Origin of the sequence: Sinomonas terricola (assembly GCF_034931225.1) — a bacterium.
GTDB classification, from domain to species: Bacteria; Actinomycetota; Actinomycetes; order Actinomycetales; family Micrococcaceae; genus Sinomonas; species Sinomonas terricola.
Genome location: NZ_JAYGGQ010000019.1, coordinates 38322 through 57454, shown reverse-complemented (window position 1 = coordinate 57454; position 19133 = coordinate 38322). Strand labels below are relative to the sequence as shown.

At 68.0% G+C, this 19133-nt stretch carries 21 protein-coding genes; 4 read left to right on the top strand and 17 right to left on the bottom strand.

Features of this window, described 5'->3' with window-relative positions:
• Positions 1–19: 19 nt before the first annotated feature.
• The 7 genes from SPF06_RS19750 to SPF06_RS19720 form a co-directional block, all read right to left on the bottom strand.
• The gene (locus SPF06_RS19750; RefSeq protein ID WP_323280870.1) at positions 20–1597 is read right to left on the bottom strand and encodes an ATP/GTP-binding protein; all 1578 of its coding nucleotides are present in this window, start codon (positions 1595–1597) and stop codon (positions 20–22) included.
• Positions 1594–3216 carry an SCO6880 family protein gene (locus tag SPF06_RS19745; protein WP_323280869.1) on the bottom strand — a complete coding sequence of 541 codons (1623 nt, stop codon included), beginning with the start codon at positions 3214–3216 and terminating at the stop codon, positions 1594–1596. The genes SPF06_RS19750 and SPF06_RS19745 overlap by 4 nt, the downstream gene beginning before the upstream one ends.
• Before the next feature lie 17 nt (positions 3217–3233).
• On the bottom strand, positions 3234–4787 hold the full coding sequence (locus tag SPF06_RS19740) for a hypothetical protein (protein WP_323280868.1): 1554 nt from the start codon (positions 4785–4787) through the stop codon (positions 3234–3236).
• A gap of 3 nt (positions 4788–4790) precedes the next feature.
• Complete coding sequence (locus SPF06_RS19735; RefSeq protein WP_323280867.1) at positions 4791–5528, bottom strand: hypothetical protein; 738 nt, start codon at positions 5526–5528, stop codon at positions 4791–4793.
• Positions 5529–5664: 136 nt separating this feature from the next.
• Positions 5665–6027, bottom strand: coding sequence for a hypothetical protein (locus SPF06_RS19730; RefSeq protein ID WP_323280866.1), 363 nt, complete (start codon positions 6025–6027; stop codon positions 5665–5667).
• Positions 6024–6161 (bottom strand): hypothetical protein, encoded by a 138-nt coding sequence (locus SPF06_RS19725; RefSeq protein ID WP_323280865.1) that lies wholly within the window; start codon positions 6159–6161, stop codon positions 6024–6026. Before SPF06_RS19725 ends, SPF06_RS19730 begins: the two co-directional genes overlap by 4 nt.
• Positions 6158–7312, bottom strand: a complete 1155-nt coding sequence (locus SPF06_RS19720) for a hypothetical protein (protein WP_323280864.1) — start codon at positions 7310–7312, stop codon at positions 6158–6160. Before SPF06_RS19720 ends, SPF06_RS19725 begins: the two co-directional genes overlap by 4 nt.
• A 347-nt stretch (positions 7313–7659) precedes the next feature.
• Here SPF06_RS19720 and SPF06_RS19715 point away from each other — a divergent pair, with 347 nt between their 5' ends.
• From SPF06_RS19715 to SPF06_RS19705, 3 genes are all read left to right on the top strand, one after another.
• On the top strand, positions 7660–7935 hold the full coding sequence (locus tag SPF06_RS19715; RefSeq protein WP_323280863.1) for a helix-turn-helix domain-containing protein: 276 nt from the start codon (positions 7660–7662) through the stop codon (positions 7933–7935).
• An 86-nt stretch (positions 7936–8021) separates the two neighbouring features.
• Complete coding sequence (locus SPF06_RS19710; RefSeq protein ID WP_323280862.1) at positions 8022–8234, top strand: hypothetical protein; 213 nt, start codon at positions 8022–8024, stop codon at positions 8232–8234.
• A 468-nt stretch (positions 8235–8702) separates the two neighbouring features.
• Positions 8703–10307: a hypothetical protein gene (locus SPF06_RS19705; protein ID WP_323280861.1), complete on the top strand. Its 1605-nt coding sequence runs from the start codon at positions 8703–8705 to the stop codon at positions 10305–10307.
• 132 nt (positions 10308–10439) lie between these two features.
• Here SPF06_RS19705 and SPF06_RS19700 read toward each other — a convergent pair whose 3' ends face one another.
• The 10 genes from SPF06_RS19700 to SPF06_RS19655 all read right to left on the bottom strand — a co-directional run bounded on the left by SPF06_RS19700 (position 10440) and on the right by SPF06_RS19655 (position 16769).
• Positions 10440–11048: a hypothetical protein gene (locus SPF06_RS19700; RefSeq protein ID WP_323280860.1), complete on the bottom strand. Its 609-nt coding sequence runs from the start codon at positions 11046–11048 to the stop codon at positions 10440–10442.
• Positions 11045–11248, bottom strand: coding sequence for a hypothetical protein (locus SPF06_RS19695; protein WP_323280859.1), 204 nt, complete (start codon positions 11246–11248; stop codon positions 11045–11047). Before SPF06_RS19695 ends, SPF06_RS19700 begins: the two co-directional genes overlap by 4 nt.
• Complete coding sequence (locus SPF06_RS19690) at positions 11220–12518, bottom strand: tyrosine/phenylalanine carboxypeptidase domain-containing protein (RefSeq protein ID WP_323280858.1); 1299 nt, start codon at positions 12516–12518, stop codon at positions 11220–11222. The genes SPF06_RS19695 and SPF06_RS19690 overlap by 29 nt, the downstream gene beginning before the upstream one ends.
• Positions 12515–12769 carry a hypothetical protein gene (locus SPF06_RS19685; RefSeq protein ID WP_323280857.1) on the bottom strand — a complete coding sequence of 85 codons (255 nt, stop codon included), beginning with the start codon at positions 12767–12769 and terminating at the stop codon, positions 12515–12517. Before SPF06_RS19685 ends, SPF06_RS19690 begins: the two co-directional genes overlap by 4 nt.
• Positions 12770–12828: 59 nt before the next feature.
• Positions 12829–13221, bottom strand: coding sequence for a hypothetical protein (locus SPF06_RS19680; RefSeq protein WP_323280856.1), 393 nt, complete (start codon positions 13219–13221; stop codon positions 12829–12831).
• A complete protein-coding gene (locus SPF06_RS19675) occupies positions 13218–13511 on the bottom strand; it encodes a hypothetical protein (protein WP_323280855.1) in 294 nt (97 codons plus the stop codon). The genes SPF06_RS19680 and SPF06_RS19675 overlap by 4 nt, the downstream gene beginning before the upstream one ends.
• An 84-nt stretch (positions 13512–13595) precedes the next feature.
• Positions 13596–15281, bottom strand: coding sequence for a hypothetical protein (locus tag SPF06_RS19670; protein WP_323280854.1), 1686 nt, complete (start codon positions 15279–15281; stop codon positions 13596–13598).
• A 136-nt stretch (positions 15282–15417) separates the two neighbouring features.
• On the bottom strand, positions 15418–15624 hold the full coding sequence (locus SPF06_RS19665; RefSeq protein ID WP_323280853.1) for a hypothetical protein: 207 nt from the start codon (positions 15622–15624) through the stop codon (positions 15418–15420).
• Positions 15625–15822: 198 nt separating this feature from the next.
• A complete protein-coding gene (locus SPF06_RS19660) occupies positions 15823–16137 on the bottom strand; it encodes a hypothetical protein (protein WP_323280852.1) in 315 nt (104 codons plus the stop codon).
• On the bottom strand, positions 16137–16769 hold the full coding sequence (locus tag SPF06_RS19655) for a division plane positioning ATPase MipZ (RefSeq protein WP_323280851.1): 633 nt from the start codon (positions 16767–16769) through the stop codon (positions 16137–16139). Before SPF06_RS19655 ends, SPF06_RS19660 begins: the two co-directional genes overlap by 1 nt.
• 1225 nt (positions 16770–17994) lie before the next feature.
• On the opposite strand from SPF06_RS19655, the gene SPF06_RS19650 reads away from it, so the two are divergent.
• A complete protein-coding gene (locus tag SPF06_RS19650) occupies positions 17995–18492 on the top strand; it encodes a DUF6998 domain-containing protein (protein WP_323280850.1) in 498 nt (165 codons plus the stop codon).
• Positions 18493–19133: the final 641 nt, after the last annotated feature.

Below are 19133 nucleotides of genomic sequence, written 5' to 3'. Positions count from 1 at the left end.
CCCCTGCTCGTTTCGTGGTTCAGCTTGCGTAGAGGTCTTCGGCGAGCTCGCGCAGCGCCGAGTCGGTGTCCGTCATCGCGATCTCCCAGGAGGAGCGGATGTGCTCGATCTCGAACTCGGGCACGGCCGGGTCGGCGCCCTTGAAGAAGTGGTGCCCGTTCGGCAGGGTCATGATCTCCGGCCCGGTTTCGGGGTTGAGCCCGAAGGTGCGCACGCACCACTCGGCTGCCTCGGGGCGGGTCTGGCGGAAGACGTGCACAGTCTGGGCCTCCTCGATCACTGCCATGCCCGGTGATCCCGGGGCCACGTCGGTGTTGCCCTTGTGGATGTTGTAGATGTTCGAGATGCCCAGGCCGCGGGAGAGCTTGATGTTCGAGCGCTGCATCTCGGCCATTGCGGTGCCCAGGATGTGCCCGGCCTCCTCGATGACCACGTTCGTGCGGATGCCGCGGTCCCGGCGCACGCGCCCGAGCAGCCACATGTTCCCCAGGCCCATGACCATCGGGATGCCAGGGCCGGTGTCGGGCAGCTGGGAGATGTCGAAGCTGGTCAGCCTCGCGTTCAGCTTCACCTCGGGGGAGGTCTCGCCCTCGAAGATCGGCCCGTAGGTGTCCAGGAGCTCGTCGAAGACGTACCGCATCTCCATCCCGGCCTCGTGCAGCCGGTCGACCTCCCTGCCCATGACCCCGGCCAGGGAGGGGTCGGCGGTGTCGATGAGGCCGAGCCGGTCGTGCAGGTCCGCCGTCGTGGGGGTCCGCCCGCCCTCGAGGTCGCGCATCATCGCCCGGTACGCCATGCGCAGGGCCTTGCGCTCACGGGCGGTGGTCTGGGCCCCGTTGCGCATCAGGGGCGGGATCGTGGCCAGGTACACGAGCGTGTTGGAGTGGCCCGTGTCGTTGGACCCGGCGATCGCAGGGTCCATGATGTTCAGCTTCACCCCGGAGCCGTCGAGCGCGAACCGGATCGGCTCGCCGCCGTAGAACCGCACGATCGGGGCGTACTCGCCCTCCCCGCGCTCGTTCTTCTTATCGAACACGACCGCGCGGCGGTTGCGCAGGATCAGCGGGCGCAGCACGTACACGCACTTGGTGTAGGAGGACTTGCCCGCGCCGACGTCGCCCACCTCGAGCACGTTCGTCGAGGTCACCCTTCGCGGGGTCGCGTTGTAGTCCGTCACGGGATCCTTGGACACCGCCGTCTGGGACAGCACGTCGCGGCCCGCAGCGACGCCGTCGACCCCGGTCGGGGCCGCGATCAGGGCCGTGTTGAGGATCTCCGCCTGCCGGGTCGTCGACGGCGCGCCCACAGCAATGGGCGCGTACAGCCCGCGCCGGGCTGCGCGCCGGTCTGTGCGCAGACCGGATCCCTCCGCCTCGAACGGGCTCCACTCCCCCACCTCGGTGCCGCCGGCGTTCGCGGTGGCGATCTCGGCTTCGGTGGGGGCCGCGAAGACCTTCAGCAGCGGCACGCGGCGGACCCAGGAGCCCTTTGCTCCCGCTTCGTCGACCACGACCTCCTGCGCCGCTTCGGGGATGCCCGGGACGTATTCGGGTTCGCGGATCGCCTCGTCGGCGACGTCCTGGACCGTCCGGCTCATGCGACCTTCTCCTCTTTATCGGCTTTGCCTGCCAGGCGTCCCAGCAGCCGGGCCCCCATCGTCGGGGTGGCCGGGGCGAGGCCCCGGAAGATCGGCCACGTCGTGCCCGATGCGGAGGACTGGAAGGTGTCCAGCCACTCGAGCTTCTGGATCCCGGCCGAGGTGCTCGCGGTCTGCTCGAGCCGAGCGGCCGCGTTCGTCAGCTCGCGCTGGGTCTGGGCCGAGACCGTGATGTAGCCGACCCAGTTGCTGCCGTGGACCCCCGTGCCCGGCTCGAGGTCCGCCGCGCGGGCCTTGGCTGCGCGGAGCGCGACGTCGGTCTCGGCATCCACCAGCTGCCCCTTCCTCGCCTTCGCCATCGCGCTGGCGGTGTCCCGCACGACGTCCTTGGCCGCGAGCTGCCGGGCCGAGGGCGCCGGGACTACCTCGATCTGGAACGAGAGCGTCCTTGCCCCGTCCCCGCCGGCCAGCAGCAGCGACAGGAGCCAGTACGGGGTCCTCTCCCCCGTCTCGACGTTGTCCGCAGAGATCCGAGCCGTCCGGTGCCCCCATACCGCGTCCGTGCCGGTGATCGGGTCCACGCCCTGGCACCAGTGCCCGTTCCATTCGTCCCACGACGGCACGCCCATGTGCCTCGGGTCGACGTCGGCGACCATCAGCGGGGGCCGCGACGGGTTCTGCTGGTGCAGGATCATCGCCACAACAGCGCGGGCGGTGAGCGGCTTGACCCGCCCATAGCGCGCGGCACGGTAGGAGGCGGCGATCTTGGCGATCTCCTGCTCCATCAGAGCCCTCCACCCGTCCCGGCCCGGGCCGTAGAGGGCGGCCTTGGACTTGAACTCCTCGGTCAGGGGCCAGCGGCCGACGGCGATGTGCTTCTGGACGAACGTCCCCTTGCCCGTGCGGGCCAGGACCTCCTGATACGAGGCCACGGCCTCGTCGGGGGCGTCCGCGGCCATGTGCTCCTGCACCCACCGCTCGTTCAGGGCCAGATCAGGAGGGAGCACCCGGGTCAGGGACTGCACCCCGCGCACCAGCGAATCGGCGGGGGCGCACGATGCCAGAAGAGATCCGAAGCCGGCCTGGGCGGAGTTCTGCACCCGCTGGGACTCGGCCCCGCGCAGCTGCCCGTCCAGCTCGAACGCTACCGAGAGATACGCCTGCTCGCCCTCCGGGGAGTGCCAGGCGACCCCGGGGTGCCCGGTGCGGGAGTCGAGCCATCCCATCCCGTCCGCCCCGTCCGGACGGGAGCGGACCGCGGCGAGGACCCTGGCCGCGGTCCGCTTGCCATTCGCCGCCGCTGCCTCGGCCTGCGCCGCGGCCCACGTCTCGGGCGTGTAGGGGACGAACCGGTCCCAGCCGGCCTTGCGGCGGCGGCGCCACCGGGACCGCTTCTCCCTGCGCTCGAGCACCGAGCCGCGGTGCGTGCTCAGGTTGCCCACGATCACGACGAGGGAGGCCAGCACGCCGGCCGTGAGCGCGATCGCGCCGCCGCCGAACATCATCCACACGACCGTGACGCCCGCGCAGACGAGCAGGGCCCTGGTCTGGGACTTCGAGCTGCGCCCGCCCCAGAAGGACCGGTGCGCGGACTCGCCTCCGATGAATCGGGTTGCCATGTCTCCCCTCCTGCTGCCTAGCCCTCGTCGTCCATCGCGTTGGCCGCGTGCTTCCCGCCGGACTCGCTCATGCGCGCGGCGAACTTCGCGGTCTCGACGCTGAACTGCGCGGCCTTCGCCGCCGCCGCCAGACCGGCCCCGGCGATCATCGTCGGGACGCCGATCGCGGCGCCTACACCCGTCGAGCTCTCCGCCGCGCCTGCGGCCTCCGCACCGGCAGCAGCCCCCTCGACGCCCCCGGCAGCGCCCTCGGCGGCGCCTCCGGCGCCCTCGGCCGCACTGGCTGGCCCCCCGCCCGCACCTTGGCCCTTGCCCGCGGGGCCGGAGGGCTGGGCGCTGCGGAGGTCCTTGAGCTTGCGCATGAGCGAGCCGTCCGTCTGCTGCTCCATCGGCCCGCCCGGCGAGGACGACGTCTGCGACGGCTCCTCCCCGGACGTGGAGGAGTCCGACTGGTCGCCCTGACGGCCGCGGTTGAGGTTCTTGACGTCCTTCAGGTCTCCCGGCCCATGCTCCTTCCTGCCCGGGGCGTTCACCGAGGCGCCCTGCTGGCCCGCGCTGTTGGGCAGGACCGGGGCGAACGAGAAGACCGCGAAGGGCGCGAGCCCGGCAAGGGCCATCGCGCAGAACGAGACCAGGAGCTGGACCAGCGTCTGCATTCCCCCCTGCCACTTCATCCATGCCGCCGACTCCGCGACCATCGTGTACGCGACGCCGAGCATGAAGAACAGCAGCGGATGCGAGGCCAGAATCCCGATCCACACGGCCGGGAGGCGCTTGGCCAGCTGAACGAACCGGCCCGACCGGTCCGCGATATAGGTGAACCACGCGATGCCCATCGGGATCAGGACCCCCGAGAAGTACAGGGTCACCAGCATCACCACGAGCATCAGCAGCACGATCACCAGCCCGACGATCATCGCCGCCATCAGCAGGATGCCCACGATGACTCCGCCCGGGACCGCCCCGGGGTCCGTCTGCATCAGCTTCACCAGCGTGTCCAGCATCGTCTGGGCCGAAGTGCCGATGCCCCATGCGATCAGGCTCTCGGACAAAGACCCGAAGACCTTCACGAGCGTGATCCCGATTAGCGGGCCGAAAGCGGCCCCGCCGAAGAACAGGCCCGTGCGCGTCGTGAGCGCCTCGAGGAACTCCTCGCCCGCCACATGCCCGCGCGAGACCGCGACCATGTTCGCGATCTGGATGAACCCCCACAAGATGATCGCGGCCGCGAAGCTGACCGCGTACGCCTTCAGGAACCAGTCCTGACTCAGATCAGGCTCGGTGGCCTTCACCAGCGCCGGCAGGATGTCCTTCGCCAGCCCGACCGCGCCATCCCGGGTCGCACGGAAGATCGCCCCCAACGGGTCCGAGCCGAAGTTGTACACATTCTGGGCCGTGTCCGCGGCCTTCGCCGCGCCCTCGGCCGCCGACTTCGCAACACCCCCGATCGTTCCGGGAGCAGTCAGCACATCACCAACACCCTTGGCGGCTTTCTGCGCGTTGTCCCACGCAGATCCGAGGAAGTCCCCGATCGGGTTCCCGTCATCGGCACGGACAATGAGCTGGATCATTGGCTAGCACCCCCCGGCGAACGGCGTTCCGGACTTGAATGTCATGGTTACGTCTTGTGCCTGGTCGTTGTTCTTGAGCTTCCACATGCCGCCCTCCCACACCAGGTCGAAGGTCATTGCGGCGGTGTCGCTGTCGGCGCGCTGGCCGTTGTAGACGGCCGAGCCGCCCACGCTGACCCGCACCTCGTCCGCCGTCGCCGAAGCGATCAGGTACTTCCCGTTCACGAACGAAGTCCTGCCAGTCTTAAGGCCGGCTGGGAAGGTCGCGGATGCCAGCTGCCGGGGCTGGTCGAGAAGGTCCGACGCAGCGTTGGAGGACTGGAGCGTCTTCATCGCCTCTGTCCCCTCGGCGGCGGGGATGCGCGGTATCTGCGTCATCCAGGCGAAGATCACCGCGGCGAAGGCGGTGGCTCCCTGCTGGGTGTGCGGCGCAGTGCGCTGCGCCGTGAGCATGGCCGCGGTCGTCACGTCAGTGCCCGCAAGGCACCCGTTCACACCCCCGACCTCGGCCTGCCCCACCGGCTGCGTGGACGTGGGCTGCGCTGTCGGGCGCTGCGGCCCGAACAGGGCAGCGGCCCCCGCGATGGCCGCGACGACTGCCACGCACAACAGCAGCACGACACCAGCCCACAGCAGCCGCCTCCTCCGGGGCGGTTCGGGCTCCCGCGGGGGTCCGGGCAAGATCGTGCTCATACGCTCCTCTTTCTGCTCGACGGACTCAGCGGCGGCTTTCTCCTTCATGCCGTGTCCCCTTCCCCGGAACCGGCGCACCAGCGGGCCGAGGCCTTCAACTCAGCAGGGGTGCGGCGGACATGGCCCTCGTCCGCCGCACCCTCCTGCCATTCCTCCGTCTCAGCCATCGGCTCGCCTTCCCGCGTCAGCCGGCCACGGCCAGGATCGCGCCGATGATCACGCCGAGGCCCGCGAGGCAGGCCAGCCCGATGCCGGCGCCCTGGGCCTTCTTCCGGCCCTCCTCATGCGCCCGCGGGTTGTTGCCGTCGGCCTTGGCCATCGAGGTCAGCCCGATCACCAGGTACACCGCGGCTATGATGATCGCGATGGCCCACAGGCCGGCGAAGAGCTTCTTCCACCACGCGTCGAACGCGACGCCGAACACGCTGAAGTTCGGCACCAGGCCGTCGAACGGGTTCTGGATCGCTGCCGGGGCGCGGCCCGCAACAGCCTCGGCCCCCACGTGGACCGCAACGGCCGCATGTGCGGCAACACTCTCGAACATCATTTCTCCCCTTCCGTCGTCTCCTGGAACCAGCCGGCGACCGTGGCGCTCAGGGCCTCCCGGTCGGCCGCAGCCGAGGGGTGGCCTCCGGGCCACGCCGTGTTGCTTCGGCGGGGCGGCGCGACGTAAACGCTCACCGCGCTGCCTCGAGTGCTGCCACGCGCCGGTTGATCTGCTCGATGACCTTCGCCGCCACGGTGGTGAGCGCGTCCTGCGTCGCCGGCGCCAGCTTCCCGAGCGTGATCGCCGCGCGCTCGGCGATATGCGGATCGAACGGAACATCGAAGAAGCGGGACTCCGGGACTCCGGCGGCGAGGATCGACTCCTTCATGTCGTGGTGCTCGGGACGCGAGTCGTTCAGGCGCACGACCACGGCTTCGGCTGCGAGCTGGGCCGCGGCCCCTCCCTGGTCCTCGAGGAAGTTCAGCAGCTCGATCGCGTCCGAGACCGAATCCCAGGCATTCATCGTCGGGATGACCAACACGTCGGCCAGCTCGACTGCGGCCGAGAACGGCCCCGAGGAATACTGGTTGCCCGTGTCCATGACCTGGATCGTGAAATGCTCCCCGACCACGCTGGAGACCTTGAGCACGTCTTCGCGGGTCAAGGGCTCCCGCCACTTGGCCGTCGAGCCGATCACCGATGCGAAAGACGTCTGGGTGACCGCGTACCCGCGCAGCTGCGCCTGCGTCGTCACCGAATCGATGTTCCGCGCGAGCTCGCCAATGCCGAGCATCGGCTCGCCCTCCGACCGCCACGCCAGCTGGCCCCGGTCGTCGGAGAACTCGGTGATCGCGACCGAGCCCCCGCGGATCGCCGCGAGAGTGCCGCCGAGCGTGATGCACGTCGGGGTCTTCCCGGCGGTGCCCTTCTTGTTCGCCACAAGCACGCGCACCGCGCGCGTCCAGGACGCCTGCCGGATCAGCGCCCGGCACCGCTCGAGCTGCGTCTCTGCCTCGGCCGAGGCCCGCCGCCTCTCAAGCTCTGCCGGACCCGGGGCGAGCCTGAAGCCCAGGCTGTTCAGGAACGCCCGGAAGCCCTCCCTCGCCGGCTCGTCCGACACCAGCGCGACAGGCGCAGGCTCGGCCAGGACCGGGGCCGCCGCCCGCTGCCTGCGCGACGGCGGCGCGACCGGCGCCGGATCCGGCTCCACGATCGCGGCCGGGTGGAGCTCACGCACCGTCCCCTCATGATGAGGCAACTCCGCCGTCGACGGAGGACCGGACGCCTCCCGCTCGATGTAGAGGTCCGAGCGCCTCGCGCCCTCGAACCGACCCTGCTCTGACATGCCCATTCCTCCCAATGCGAGGCGCGGGCAGCTGCGCCCCCCGCGCACCTTCGTGACGACCATCCCAGACACACCACCGACAGAACAAACGTGATGCCCGGTATGCCGTCGAGTATGTAGAGTCCCCAGCCTTCCGAACATGACGCTCCCGCCCGGGACTCCCGTCGGGGCATATCTTGCCCGACTGTTATGTCAAACGCTTGTCAAATTACGCCGGGAGCGACATCACCCAAACTGTACCCCACCATTAAACGATATGGTAATGTCCACGCCGTGATGACATCAGGCAAGATGTACGGGTGCCCCGCTACGCCCAACCACCCGCAACGCCAGCCCAGGAGGCGGCGATGAGGGCTTTCGGCATCAACCAGGCACGGGCCGCAATCCTCCGTTACCTCGCACAAGACACCGGCGAAGGATGCACGAGCGGGCAGATCGCCCGGGACCTCAAGCTCGGGAGCATGACCGCCTTCCGCCACCTCACCGAACTCGAATCCCTCGGCATCGTCGTCACCGACGGCGAAGAAGGCCCCCGGAGCGGACTGCGACTCCTCTACCGGCTCAACAAGGAACGCCTCGCCGAAGAGTTCGCGAACTTGGGGCGCTACCTCAACGGCGAGTAGCGCGACACGCCGGCGAGGCTGCGTCCCACTTAATCCAACCGGATTGCGGTTGTCTAGGGGCAAGCACTCACGCGAGGAGGATCCCAATGGCACAGCCGCACAAGGGCGATCGCCAGACCGTAACGTCCAAGATCCCTCGGAAGGACTCCGACAAGCTCGACGCAGTCGTAGCCCTTACATCCGAAGCCAAGTCGGACATCGTTGCACGGCTCCTTCACGAGTGGCTCGAGACCATCGACCTCGAGCGGCTACGTGCTGTCTACGGCCAGGAGGAGCTGCTGATGCGCACGGCCTCGTAAACGACTGAAGGCCCGCTTTCGCGGGCCTTCTCAAAGTCCTCCACCACCCATCGTTCTTGGCGGGACCTCGGGTGGTGGTCCAGAAACCCTCCCTCACGGGCGGATCCCTCATTACTCCTTCCGAGGAAGGAGCCATTTTCGTATCTCCTGGAAGGAGCATGCCCTCTTATGGTAGCCGGTGCCGGTTCCCCAGCAACAATTTCTGCCGATGCATTCCCCGGCGTGTCTCCGTCTGAGACGGCGTCATCAGATACCTCGTGTAGGGAGGTCCGCCAGGCACAACATCGCGATGCGTGGGCTTTGGCTCCGTTGATCGCTGGTCGGCCGGAGTTTCGGGCGGGCCGCTGGTCCGGGGGCAGGTTCGGCTATCCGGGGGCGCCTCGCGAGCTCACGGCCGCGGTCCCGACGTCGCCTGCTGCAGTGCTGATCCACGATGCTGCGGGGTCGGTGGCGACGCTGTGCTTAGACTTGGACACCTCGAAGGCCGACAGCGCCGTCGTCGACGTCGACGCGGCGCGGATCGGGGCCCTGCTGGCCTCCTGCGGGCTCCGGTGGGTTGAGGACATCTCCCCGTCCGGGGGCCGCCACATGTACGTCCCGCTCGCAGCGCGTATGCCCGGACCCGAGGCCGCCGAGCTCATCGACGCGATCGCCCGCACCGCGCCCAGCCTGGACGCGAGCCCGCACCACAACCCGACCACCGGGTGCATCCGACCCCCCGGGGCCGTGCACAAGCGCGGCGGGCACCAGGAGCTCGTGACCCCGCTGAGCGCCGCGTACGAGATCCTTCGACACCGCAACCCCGCCGCGGCCGTCGACGCGATGCGGAGAGCCCTGGCCCCCGAACTGGCCCGCAACCGCGAGGAAGCCGCCCGGCGCGCGAAGCTCGCAACCGCGCCCCCGCCGGCGCTGTGCCATAGCGCGCGGCCGGACGCGACGGCTCCCCCTGCGCCAGGCTGGCGGTCCCCGCTGCGCGCGATCGCCGAGACCGGCCTCTACGACACGGCCCGCTACCCCACCGCCTCCGAGGCCCGCATGGGCGTCCTGACCCACCTCGCCGCCTGCGGATGGACCCTTCCACAGGTCCAAGGCGAGCTGGGAGGCCAGTTCGCCGGCCTTGCCTCCCTCTACCAGTCCCCCGCACAGCTGACCCGGCTCCTCGAGCGCGAATGGGACAAGGCGATCGAATACACCGCCACAAGCGCAGGGAAGAGAAGTACCCGCAAAAGCGACACAAGCCCCACAGAACCCACCGGGGGGGCAGAGAAGGTCTCGGCGGCCTCGGTTCATCAGCTCGTGAACGATCTGGAGAACATCCTGTACTCGGTGCTCGATGCAAGGTTCCAGAAGCTCGGCCGGGAAGGGGTCGGGCTCCGGTTCCTGGCCCGGGGCGTGCTGGCCTACATGAGGACGATGGAGACGAACGTGCTCGACGTCGGCTGCCGCACTTTCGCCCTCGCGCTCGGCCAGCATCACGGCACCGTCGCAAGGCTCCTGCGCCGCCTCGCTGAGCTCTCCGACGGGATGGTCACCAAGATCGCCGACGCCCGCCACCGCAACGCCGACGTCTACCTCGTCGAGCTCCCCGAAAAGCATGCCCAGCTGGCCCGCGAGCTCACCTGGCGCAAGGGCAAGATCCACGCCGTGCGCCCCGTCTTCCGTTCGCTCGGGCCCGCCGCCGCCCTCGCCTACGAGGCCGTCGAACGCTCTCGCCTCTCCCCCACTACAGCCGACGTCGCCCGAGCCGCCCGCATCAGCCGCACGACCGCCGAGAAGGCCCTCGCCGAGATGGCCGCCTACCGGATGATCCACCGCGACGACGCGGGCCTGTGGCACATCACCGCCGCCACCAGCCTCGCCCAGCTCGCCCGCCGCCTCGGCGCCGACGAGGACGTCGCCGCACAGCTCACACTCCACCGCAGCCAGCGCGCCAAATGGCACGCATGGCTTGACCGCCACAGCCCCGACGAGCAGATCGCCGAGAACGACCTCTACGACCCCGAGGCCGCCGAGCACTGGCTCCCCCCAGACGACGCAGCCATACCCACAGCCCTCTGGCACGCCGCGGCGTAGGCCGACGAGGACCGTAGTCTCCTGCAAGGTATTAGTAGCTGGGATGTGCTTCACATTGCTGTCACCGGCGTTGACGAGTCGATGGCGATGAAGAGGTCGCGGCCCCTGTGGACGAACCGTCCCAGCAAGGGGTCACGACCCGGCGACCACGGCGACGAGGCTGTCGAAGTACTCCTGCTTCGCGGGGATGTCCGCGCTTGCCAATATCTTGACACCGGTTCCTTCCGGTACGCCTACAGCGATCTTGGCGGCGCCGGTGTATGGTGCTCGGGCGAAATCGGCGCACTTGGCACCGGGGGCGAGGGTGCATTTGTCATGGAAGCCGATGATCGGTCTGGCCTCCGACACGAGAGCCCCCGCACCGTCTGCCTCCTCGGCGGTGAACGAGTCGGACCCGATCGTCACCGTGGCTCCGGTGACGTGCGTTCCCGACGATGGGTATAGGAAGTAGTAGGTCAGTGTCTGCTTATCGCTGATACCTGACGCGTCGACCTGGGCGTAGACCACCTGCTGGTGTTCCTTGATGGATACGTTGGCTGCGCCGATGTGCACGTCCATCGCCAAGGGGACCTGCTGCCAGTGCGCTGGGATGATGACGAACCCGAGGGTGATGAGAGCCGCGGCGAGGCTGAGCGCCAGTATCCAGACCGCTGTCAGCAGCAGCTTGATCTTCCTGGCCAGTCGGCGGTCGGCGGCGACGTTCAGTGCGGTGATCGCCTCGACTGCGATGCGCTCGCTCACCGTCGGCTTCCCCCGCCGGCGATCCGGGACAGGGCGTCCTCTGCGATGGACCGGAGCCGCTCCCGCTCCTCGGCCGTCTCGGCCATCGCGATGAGCTCCATGCACCTGGTGCCGATCGCAAGGCTCGCGAGTACATCGACCTCACCGTTCAGGAGGGGCCGTCCGCTGCCGTCAGTGAGCCGGGCGATCGAACCCCCCATCGGCCACCTCCCACGGCATTCGGCCGGGCTCGAGCAGCCCCGCGCCGATGAGCTCCTCCGCCGTGCCGGCCATGTCCAGGCCCCACTTCGTGGCCATCAAGACCGGCAGCGCAGGCGGGTCGGCCGCGAGGAACGCCTTCACTGCGAGGAGCCCTGACAGGTAGGAGTGGTCCTTCGTGAAGGCGCCCGGCGCCTCCGGGTCGGCCATGCCCCTTTTCACCCTCATCGTAACGACGGCGGCCTCGCCAGAGCCGATGAATGGGGTGAGCGTGTCCATCACGTCGGAGGCCCCGCCCGAGAGCGCGACGTCCACGGCGATAGCGCGCGCCGCGTACCGGTGCATCACCTGGGGGCTGGACGCCCCGTACTGGTCCTCCCACCACGCCGCCAGGCCCTCCTCGGTGGCGACGGCGGCCCTTCCCAGGCTCAGGTGCGCGAGCGTGGAGGTGGAGCGCCGGGCGTTCTCGGACCGCACGATGTGCGCGCCGATCTCGTGGACCACGAGCCGTTCGAGTTCGGCGCCAGTGACCGCGACGTCCTCACGGACCACGATGGTGCGCGCACTGGGGTTGATGTGCACGGCCGCCTGGATTGGGCGCACGACGACCTGCCACCCGCTGAGGCCGCCGAGCCGGGCTCTGAAGAACGTCGCAACACCGTCGCTGCCCACCATCTCGCCGTCGGTAGCTTCAGGTGCCGCAGAGGTCAGGATGGACCAGGCCACGTCGAGCGTCGTCGCGTCCGGACGCCCGTACCGGTCGATGCTCCATGCCGTGACGGGGTCGTTGGAACGGCCGGCGTATAGGGCGGCGAACGCCGCGCAGCCGGCCAGGCTGCTCTCAGCCCTGTCGACGACGGCCTGCTTTGCCGGATGGTCGAGGCGCATCACCGCGGGGTGGGTGGACTGGATGGCGTCGATCGCGGCGGCGGTGTCGACAACGTCGTACTCGAGCCGGCGGGCCGCCCTGCCTGTCCGGGTCAGCTCGTCGATCACCTGCCCGAGGTTGGACGGCCGGGACCAGCCCACAGGCCGGAACGTGCCGAAGGCTGCGTCGAGCTGTTCGGCCACTTCGTCGCCTTCGGCCCTGATCCACTCCTTCCGGAGCCTTTCCATGTACTCGGCCACGTGTGGGTCGCTGCTCCGCCATGCCCCGACGACCGCGCCGGGCGCGGCACCGGCTTCCTGGGCTCCGGGGCGGCGGGATTGCGGCCATTCGCCGCGGCGCCTCGCCTGCGGACCGAGGACTGTGCTGGCGTGGTTCGGCTTCATCGTGGGTTCAGTCCTTTTCTGGTGATCGCGTCGGCGGCCTTGAGGATGCGTGCCGTCCTGTCGGAGGCCGCGGAGAGGATGGCCTGTGGCAGCACGTCCTCGTAGGCGGCCTGCCCGTGCCGGAGCTGGTCGTCCCTGACCAGCGCGTCCATCGCCGCCTCGGCCTGCGCCACGAGGGTCTGGATCTCGCTGACGGAGCGGGCGGCCAGAACCTTGCCGCGGGTCAGTCGTTCTCCGCGCCCGGTGTCCATGATGCTCCCTCGGTCGGGACCGCCCGGGAAGGGCTTGGCCTTCCCAGGCGGTCAGCCTGCTAGGGCTTCTGGTTCCTGATTGCTCTGACCGCGACTTCGTCCACGGCGGCCATCACAGACCGCCTGAGCCCGACGATCTCGCGGGCCGTTTCCTCGTACTTTGCCTGCTCGACCAGGGTGTCCGACTTGCGCAAGAGGTACGCTCCCCCGTCAAGTGCGGTCTCGGCGATGGTCTGGGCATTCACGACGGCCTGCCTGTCCAGCTCCGCTTTCTGGTTCTGCCGAAGCGACTCGAGCGCGTGCTCCTGCCGGGTTTCGATGAGATCCATCGCGTGCCCGACTTGGAGCCCCGAGACCTTCCGGGCCAGGCGCCCATTCTCGCTCCATGGGAGGAAGCCCCCGCTGTTGACTGTCATCGGCGCACTGCTCGTGCGCGGCACCAGCTCGTTCATTGTTGCGTCCTCTCCAGGATTTCACGCACGTGCGCGGTGATCGATTCTTCTTGCTGCACCCGGTTTTGGGCGACTGCCATCAGGTACCCGTCCATCTGGCTGTTGGCACGGTTGATCTGGTTGATCCGGTTCTCCTCGGTGAGGCGTGCGGTGTCTGCCCTCTGAAGCGCGGCCCGAGCTTCCACTTCCCGTGCCCCGGCTTCTGCCTCGCGGGCCTTGGCTTCGACGAAGCGACGGACCTCAGCCGCCTCATCGATCCTGAGCCTCGCCCTGCGCTCCCATTCCTCCATCGCGTCCCCTTTCCGTCCGGGATGAGACCAGCGTGTGCCACAATGTGGCGCAGACTGGCACGTCCGGAAAAAGGAAATCCGGATCTACTCCCGGGCGGCCCTTGTCGGCTGGGCCTTCACTCGCAGCGGCCCCGATCTGCTTGCCCGCAGGTCCTCGCGGTACCGGGCGACCGGGCCGTCGAGGAAGCGGATGCGGGCGGGATTCTCGTACGGCATCTTTCCGCTGGCTAGGAAGGTGGCGAGCTGGTAGGCCGCCTCAACGCGGATGTCGCCGATGCCCGGGTGTTCGAAATAGTCGGCCCTTTCCGGCACCACGCCCGCCCCGGTGGTCAGGTCAGGCACCGGGGCTGGCCACCATTCGAGGTCCTCCTGGATGTCGAACACGCGGAACCCACCGGTCTCCCGGCTAAGGATGGTCGCCTCGATGGTGTCGAGGTCCTCGTCCATGGCCTCCGCAGAGTTGGCCTTGCTGATGCCCTGCCCCTTCTTCTGGCGATCGGCCCAGGCATGCAGGGTCAGGGTCGTGAAGCCCGGCCGGAGCATGACCACGAACAGCCGCGGGTCGAGCAGCAGCCTGCGCCCTTCCACGCCCTTGAGGTGCTTCATCTGGGTCACCACGAGGATCTCCCGCGCACGGACTGACGATGTACGGAAGGCACGCGCGGCACGTGCCAGTACGAGCTCATTCCCCTGCTGGTTCCTGATCAGCACAGTATTCCCGCCCGAGAGCCCGGCGGACTCGCGCAGCGTCGTCACCGGCCATCCGAGGGCGCGCCCGACCAGGTGCCCAAGTGATGCAGCGGACGCTGCCGCAGGAGCGACGAGGAGGACTCGGTCCGAGCCGCCGAAGGCCTCCCGGGCCGGCGCAAACCCCTTCACGACGCGGTCCCCCGCCGCCCCCGCCGACACTGGTTCGACGTAGACGTGGCGCATACCGGGGTCGTCGAGGCCAAGCAGCGGCCCGGCGAGTGTCCCCCCGTCGCCGTAGCTGATGAGATGCCCGATGGACCTGACATGGCCGAACCGCTCGATCAGCTCGGTGCGCTCGAGCTTGGCCACGTAGGCCTCCAGGCCCATCTCCTCGATGGTCCTCCCGCCCATGAGTCGGTACCGCCGTGCCGGAGACGGGACCAGATCCTTCAGAACAGCTTCGGCCATCGCGTGCCGCAGCTTCAGGCGCTCTTCCGCGGTCTCCGGCGGATTCGGCCCGAGCCATGCCTCGAACTCGACGGCATGGAACCCGATGTGCTCGTACTTCATGCCGGACTTGACCTCGAACACCTTTGCCCTCCACCGTGCGAGGTCTCCCGTCTCCAGACTGCTGCGCTGGACGGCCGCGATGAGGTCGGTGATGTGCGTGGTTCCGTGGTGCGATTCCACGATCACGCGCTCCAGCCTCTCGAAGAGCAGCCAGTTGGGCGTCAGCAGAGGCGAATCGACCAAGGCCAGATCCTCGCCTGTGATGTATCCGAGGTCGTACAGCTGCTCAATGACCGTGTAGTCGAAGGCTGCGGCGACGCGCAGGATACTCGTGAGGTTCGGCTCGGGGCACGTCCTGCTCGGGTGTCTCCATCGCGCGACGGTGGTGGCGAGCGACTTGTTGAGCGCCGGATCCGGCGACATGGTCTTCGCAATGGTCACGTGCTTGCTTGTGCCTGCGAGCTCCCGGAACCGTTGCCTCCACGGGTTGTCCGCCGGGATCTGGCGTTCCTTGTTCCCGTCCCGCGTGCCCCGCCCCGTGGCCCCCGGCGCTGTCTGGCCTGATGTCATCGCCGCCCCCAATCCTCGTGATGAGGATCAGTATTGCGGGCGCGAGACCCGGATGGTGCTGGAGTCCGAATCGTGGAGACAAACTATGGCGGTGGCCGCACGTCTGCGCGGCCACCGCCAGCACCCCACCCGCGCGTCAGCTGACGTAACCGCCGGTGTTGGTGGCCTCGCCCTTCTTGTTGAACGTTGCGAACAAATGGTCGTGGCCTTCCCCGTCGGGCCGTCCCGCGCCGTTCTGGTAGATGTCGACCCGGGTGCCGTTGTCGGTATAGACGATCTTCTTGCCGTCCTTCCACTCGATCCGGGTCTCGGAGCCGCGTGCTTTGATCGGGATGTTGCCCATGTTGCCCTCTCCGGCCCGCCGCCGCAGCGGGCCTCACGCCACCCAGTCTGCGAACGGGCGAGGCGGCCCCGCCGGGATGCCGAAGAAAGAAATCGGAGTTTCCTTCTGTTCAGTGCGGCCGAATGCTTCGTTGGGCATCAACGCTGAGGCCAAACTTGCCACATGAGTGCTAGCGAGTTGATATCAAACAGATATCACTCACTCATAGGTGTCCTTCACCTGCTCGAGGCCGATTCTGAGTGCACGGAGTGCCATGGGGTGCTTCTTGCGGCCTTCGAGCTGGGCGACTTCGGCGAGGAGATCGGCGAGATCCATGTCGTCGTCAAATCGCAAGAGCATTGTTCTGGCCGTCAGCTTGTCCCGAGCGTCCGTCATCTGGGGCGTCACGCTCGGCCGCACAGGGCGCGCTTTCTCGTCTGCGACAGCTTGTGCCAGGAGCAGCCGCTCGGCGCCGTTTCCGAAGGCCTCGATGGCCGCTTCGCGTTCCCTGGATGTGCGCTTCTTCAGTGCCATCAGCCGATCAGCTCCTCGACCAGGCCACGGATCTCGCGGGCCGCCTTGGGGTTCTTCCATTCCACGACTCCGAGCCCCTCCCCCACGACGTCGCGGTATGCCTTGCGCTCGTACAGGACGGTCCTGAGCGGCTCGATGTTCGGGTAGTCCGAAAGGTATTCGCGGGCATCGGCGCTCTCCGACTCGAACGCGTTGGTCGACACGCGTGTCAGCGCGCCGCGCACGCGCAGGTCCGGGTTGAAGTCGCGGGCGGCGTCGATCAACCGGTCAACGGTCTCGAGCGTGTCCAGGTCGAACTGGCTCGACTGTGTCAGGACGAGGAGCTGGTGTGCGGCCGTCATTGCCGTGCGCATCTCCTTGCTATCCTTGCCCGCGACGTCGACGAGCACGAAGTCGTAGCTCTCGTCCAGCTCGCGGAGTGTCTGCTGGAGGCTGCCCAGCTTCTCGACTACGAAGATCCTCGGCTCGTGGCCGGCCTCTTCGCGATCGACGCCCCATCTCGCGGTCGACCGTTGGCGGTCTCCGTCAACGACGCCGACGCGACGGCCGCGCCTGGCAAGTTCTACCGCGACGTTGGTGACGACTGTCGACTTGCCGACGCCGCCCTTTTCGCTTCCGACAACGATGATCATGATGCCAACCTAGTTGCAGATCGCTAGCAGCTCGGTAGCGACACGCTACTAGTTTGATATCACTTTGAAAGTCGTATCTTCAGCGTTCGATCGCTGTTCGCACGGTATCCACCTCGCGCAACGGGGGAGGCTTCACCGGGGGGGTGGGGGTTCAGCTATCGAATCAGTGTCGATCAGATCTCGATATCGAACAGCTACTGAAGTGCTAGCTTGTCTGCAACTCCTCCTTCCGGAGGGTCAAGCTATTGATGCGCTAGTGATTTGACAGTGCTATCAAGTCACTAGCGTCTTGCTATCCAAAGGGGGATCCCGTAGGCGCCGGAGGTCGTCCGCGCCTTCTCCCTCCCATAGGCGTTCAGCTAGCGATTTGCTACTGATTCGATAGTGCTATCAAATCGCTAGCGGCTGGGTGTCCGGGAATCTCCTGGGTGCAGGAGAGTTGAGCTCCCAGCAACCGGGCGTCCCCTTCGAGGCCGGACCCAGCTCCCAGTTCCAGCTGGGGGTTCTGTCTTTAAGCCTCAGCAACCAGCCCTGCCCGCTCATGGGCCCGCGGCCGGCGTCCCGATAGATTGTCAAGCGCCGTTGTCACCCGCAGGGGTCATGCGACTGGTATGCGGCGATTTCGTGCCGACCGCTGTGGTCCGATGGCTCGGCGGGGGAGGGGCCACAGCATCCGCCTTTCAAACGTCTAGGTCGTGGGCTGGGCCCTCTGAATGGCCCCGGGCAGACCGGGCCTTCTTCAGCCTCGCGGCTGTCACCTCGCCCATCGCCCGCCACGCCGTCGCCGGCGATGCGCCCGGCCCGAGCACCGGGGACTGGTGGCATAGCACGTCGACGTCTGCGATCGCCTCCCCGCAGTCGGCGAGCATCACCGCAACATGACGTCAAGACCCGCGCCCCAGTCGTGGTCGGGAATGAACGCCCGGCGCGCTATCGCCTTGGACAGGCTGACCACGTCTGGGCGGGTGCTGCTAGCGGCGCGCCGTGTCGTCCCGATGATGGTCCGGGGTGGCAACGCCCATGAGTATCGAGCAGATTTCGCGGAGCTCCTGGATGACGTTGGATAGTTTCGTCTCTTCTTCCTCGAAAACGGAGGGACTTTCGGACGCGCTTCCCGCCCACCGACCAGCAGGACTACCCTCAGAATCCCCATAGAAGATTCCATGGGGAGAATGTCGACAGGAGGGGGCGCTCGTTCCCTCCCCCTGGGGGAGGCTGATAGTCAGTGACCACCGAACCTGAGGACGCGGCGTATGAGGCCCGCACTGCCCGGACGGCGGCGCTGGTCGATCAACTCCACCAGATCGTCAATGAGCTAGAGGCGCTCCACCCGGGCAGGCGTTTCCCCCTAGACGGTCACCTTGTGGGCTCTATCGGCGAGGCGGCAGCAGAGGCCGAGTTCGCGTTGCGGCTTGTTCGCGCATCTAGTCCAGGTCACGACGCCCTTGCCGAAGACGGGCGGACGGTGGAGATCAAGGCCACCTATGGCAGCTCCGGCGTGGGACTGCGCTCCACGTCGCGGGACGGCGCCGCTGCCCTGATCGTCCTTCGCCTGTCTCGGCGATCCGACGTGCCACACGAGGTTATCTACAACGGCTCGCTTGCCCGGGTCCTCCACGCGGCAGGGCAGGTGCAGTCGAACGGTCAGGCGCGGCTCGGGCTCAGCCGGCTCCGCGAGCTGGACGCTACCGTCCCCGAGGCCGAGCGAGTGCCCCGACGGTAGATTCGCCTTCTGCCGCACCGGCTGCCGGTGAGCAGACTGGACGATGGACAGAAGCCGTGAGGTCATGGGCCATTGGCGGTCGCCGCGCGCAGTGAACGCCACCGCGAACGCCTGCAAAAACTGGTCCGGAGTCGCAGGTAGGCCAGCAGCACCGCGGAGGGGCTCCCTTGTCCGTGTCCGCCCCATTCAGGACCGGCATGACGGCTTGGTTCAGGACCAGTCCGCGACTCTGACCTCTCGGGAAGAGGCGATCTCCTGACAGGAATCCGTGGTGCCGAACCTCAGGTTCGTCGCTTCATGCCGAGTGCTATGCATGCCATCCAGCCACCTTCGATGACAGCGCCGAGGAAGGCCGTTGCTCCCGAGACTGCGGCCACGACCGACCCCGGCTGGCCCTGAGTGCCGGGGGCTAATGTCGCGCCAGCCCATCCCCATGTCGCCCTAAGGAAGGACACTGCGAAGAGGGGGAATGCGGGGAGTTCGCGTGCGGCGCGGCGCAGCGAGAACGTGGGCACGCCCGTCTCTGGGTTCCGCTCGGCCAGCGCGTCCAGACCCAGCAGGGCCCTGACCGAGCTCCGACGCCGGCTGCGAGGGCGATGAATGGGAGCACGTGGAACAGGAAGACATCTGTGTCGCTTGCT

Coding starts and splice junctions, on each gene's coding strand:
- SPF06_RS19750 (WP_323280870.1), bottom strand. CDS start 1,597: ATGAGCCGGACGGTCCAGGACGTCGCCGACGAGGCGATCCGCGAACCC.
- SPF06_RS19745 (WP_323280869.1), bottom strand. CDS start 3,216: ATGGCAACCCGATTCATCGGAGGCGAGTCCGCGCACCGGTCCTTCTGG.
- SPF06_RS19740 (WP_323280868.1), bottom strand. CDS start 4,787: ATGATCCAGCTCATTGTCCGTGCCGATGACGGGAACCCGATCGGGGAC.
- SPF06_RS19735 (WP_323280867.1), bottom strand. CDS start 5,528: ATGAAGGAGAAAGCCGCCGCTGAGTCCGTCGAGCAGAAAGAGGAGCGT.
- SPF06_RS19730 (WP_323280866.1), bottom strand. CDS start 6,027: ATGATGTTCGAGAGTGTTGCCGCACATGCGGCCGTTGCGGTCCACGTG.
- SPF06_RS19720 (WP_323280864.1), bottom strand. CDS start 7,312: ATGTCAGAGCAGGGTCGGTTCGAGGGCGCGAGGCGCTCGGACCTCTAC.
- SPF06_RS19715 (WP_323280863.1), top strand. CDS start 7,660: ATGAGGGCTTTCGGCATCAACCAGGCACGGGCCGCAATCCTCCGTTAC.
- SPF06_RS19710 (WP_323280862.1), top strand. CDS start 8,022: ATGGCACAGCCGCACAAGGGCGATCGCCAGACCGTAACGTCCAAGATC.
- SPF06_RS19695 (WP_323280859.1), bottom strand. CDS start 11,248: ATGGGGGGTTCGATCGCCCGGCTCACTGACGGCAGCGGACGGCCCCTC.
- SPF06_RS19690 (WP_323280858.1), bottom strand. CDS start 12,518: ATGAAGCCGAACCACGCCAGCACAGTCCTCGGTCCGCAGGCGAGGCGC.
- SPF06_RS19685 (WP_323280857.1), bottom strand. CDS start 12,769: ATGGACACCGGGCGCGGAGAACGACTGACCCGCGGCAAGGTTCTGGCC.
- SPF06_RS19680 (WP_323280856.1), bottom strand. CDS start 13,221: ATGAACGAGCTGGTGCCGCGCACGAGCAGTGCGCCGATGACAGTCAAC.
- SPF06_RS19675 (WP_323280855.1), bottom strand. CDS start 13,511: ATGGAGGAATGGGAGCGCAGGGCGAGGCTCAGGATCGATGAGGCGGCT.
- SPF06_RS19670 (WP_323280854.1), bottom strand. CDS start 15,281: ATGACATCAGGCCAGACAGCGCCGGGGGCCACGGGGCGGGGCACGCGG.
- SPF06_RS19665 (WP_323280853.1), bottom strand. CDS start 15,624: ATGGGCAACATCCCGATCAAAGCACGCGGCTCCGAGACCCGGATCGAG.
- SPF06_RS19660 (WP_323280852.1), bottom strand. CDS start 16,137: ATGGCACTGAAGAAGCGCACATCCAGGGAACGCGAAGCGGCCATCGAG.
- SPF06_RS19655 (WP_323280851.1), bottom strand. CDS start 16,769: ATGATCATCGTTGTCGGAAGCGAAAAGGGCGGCGTCGGCAAGTCGACA.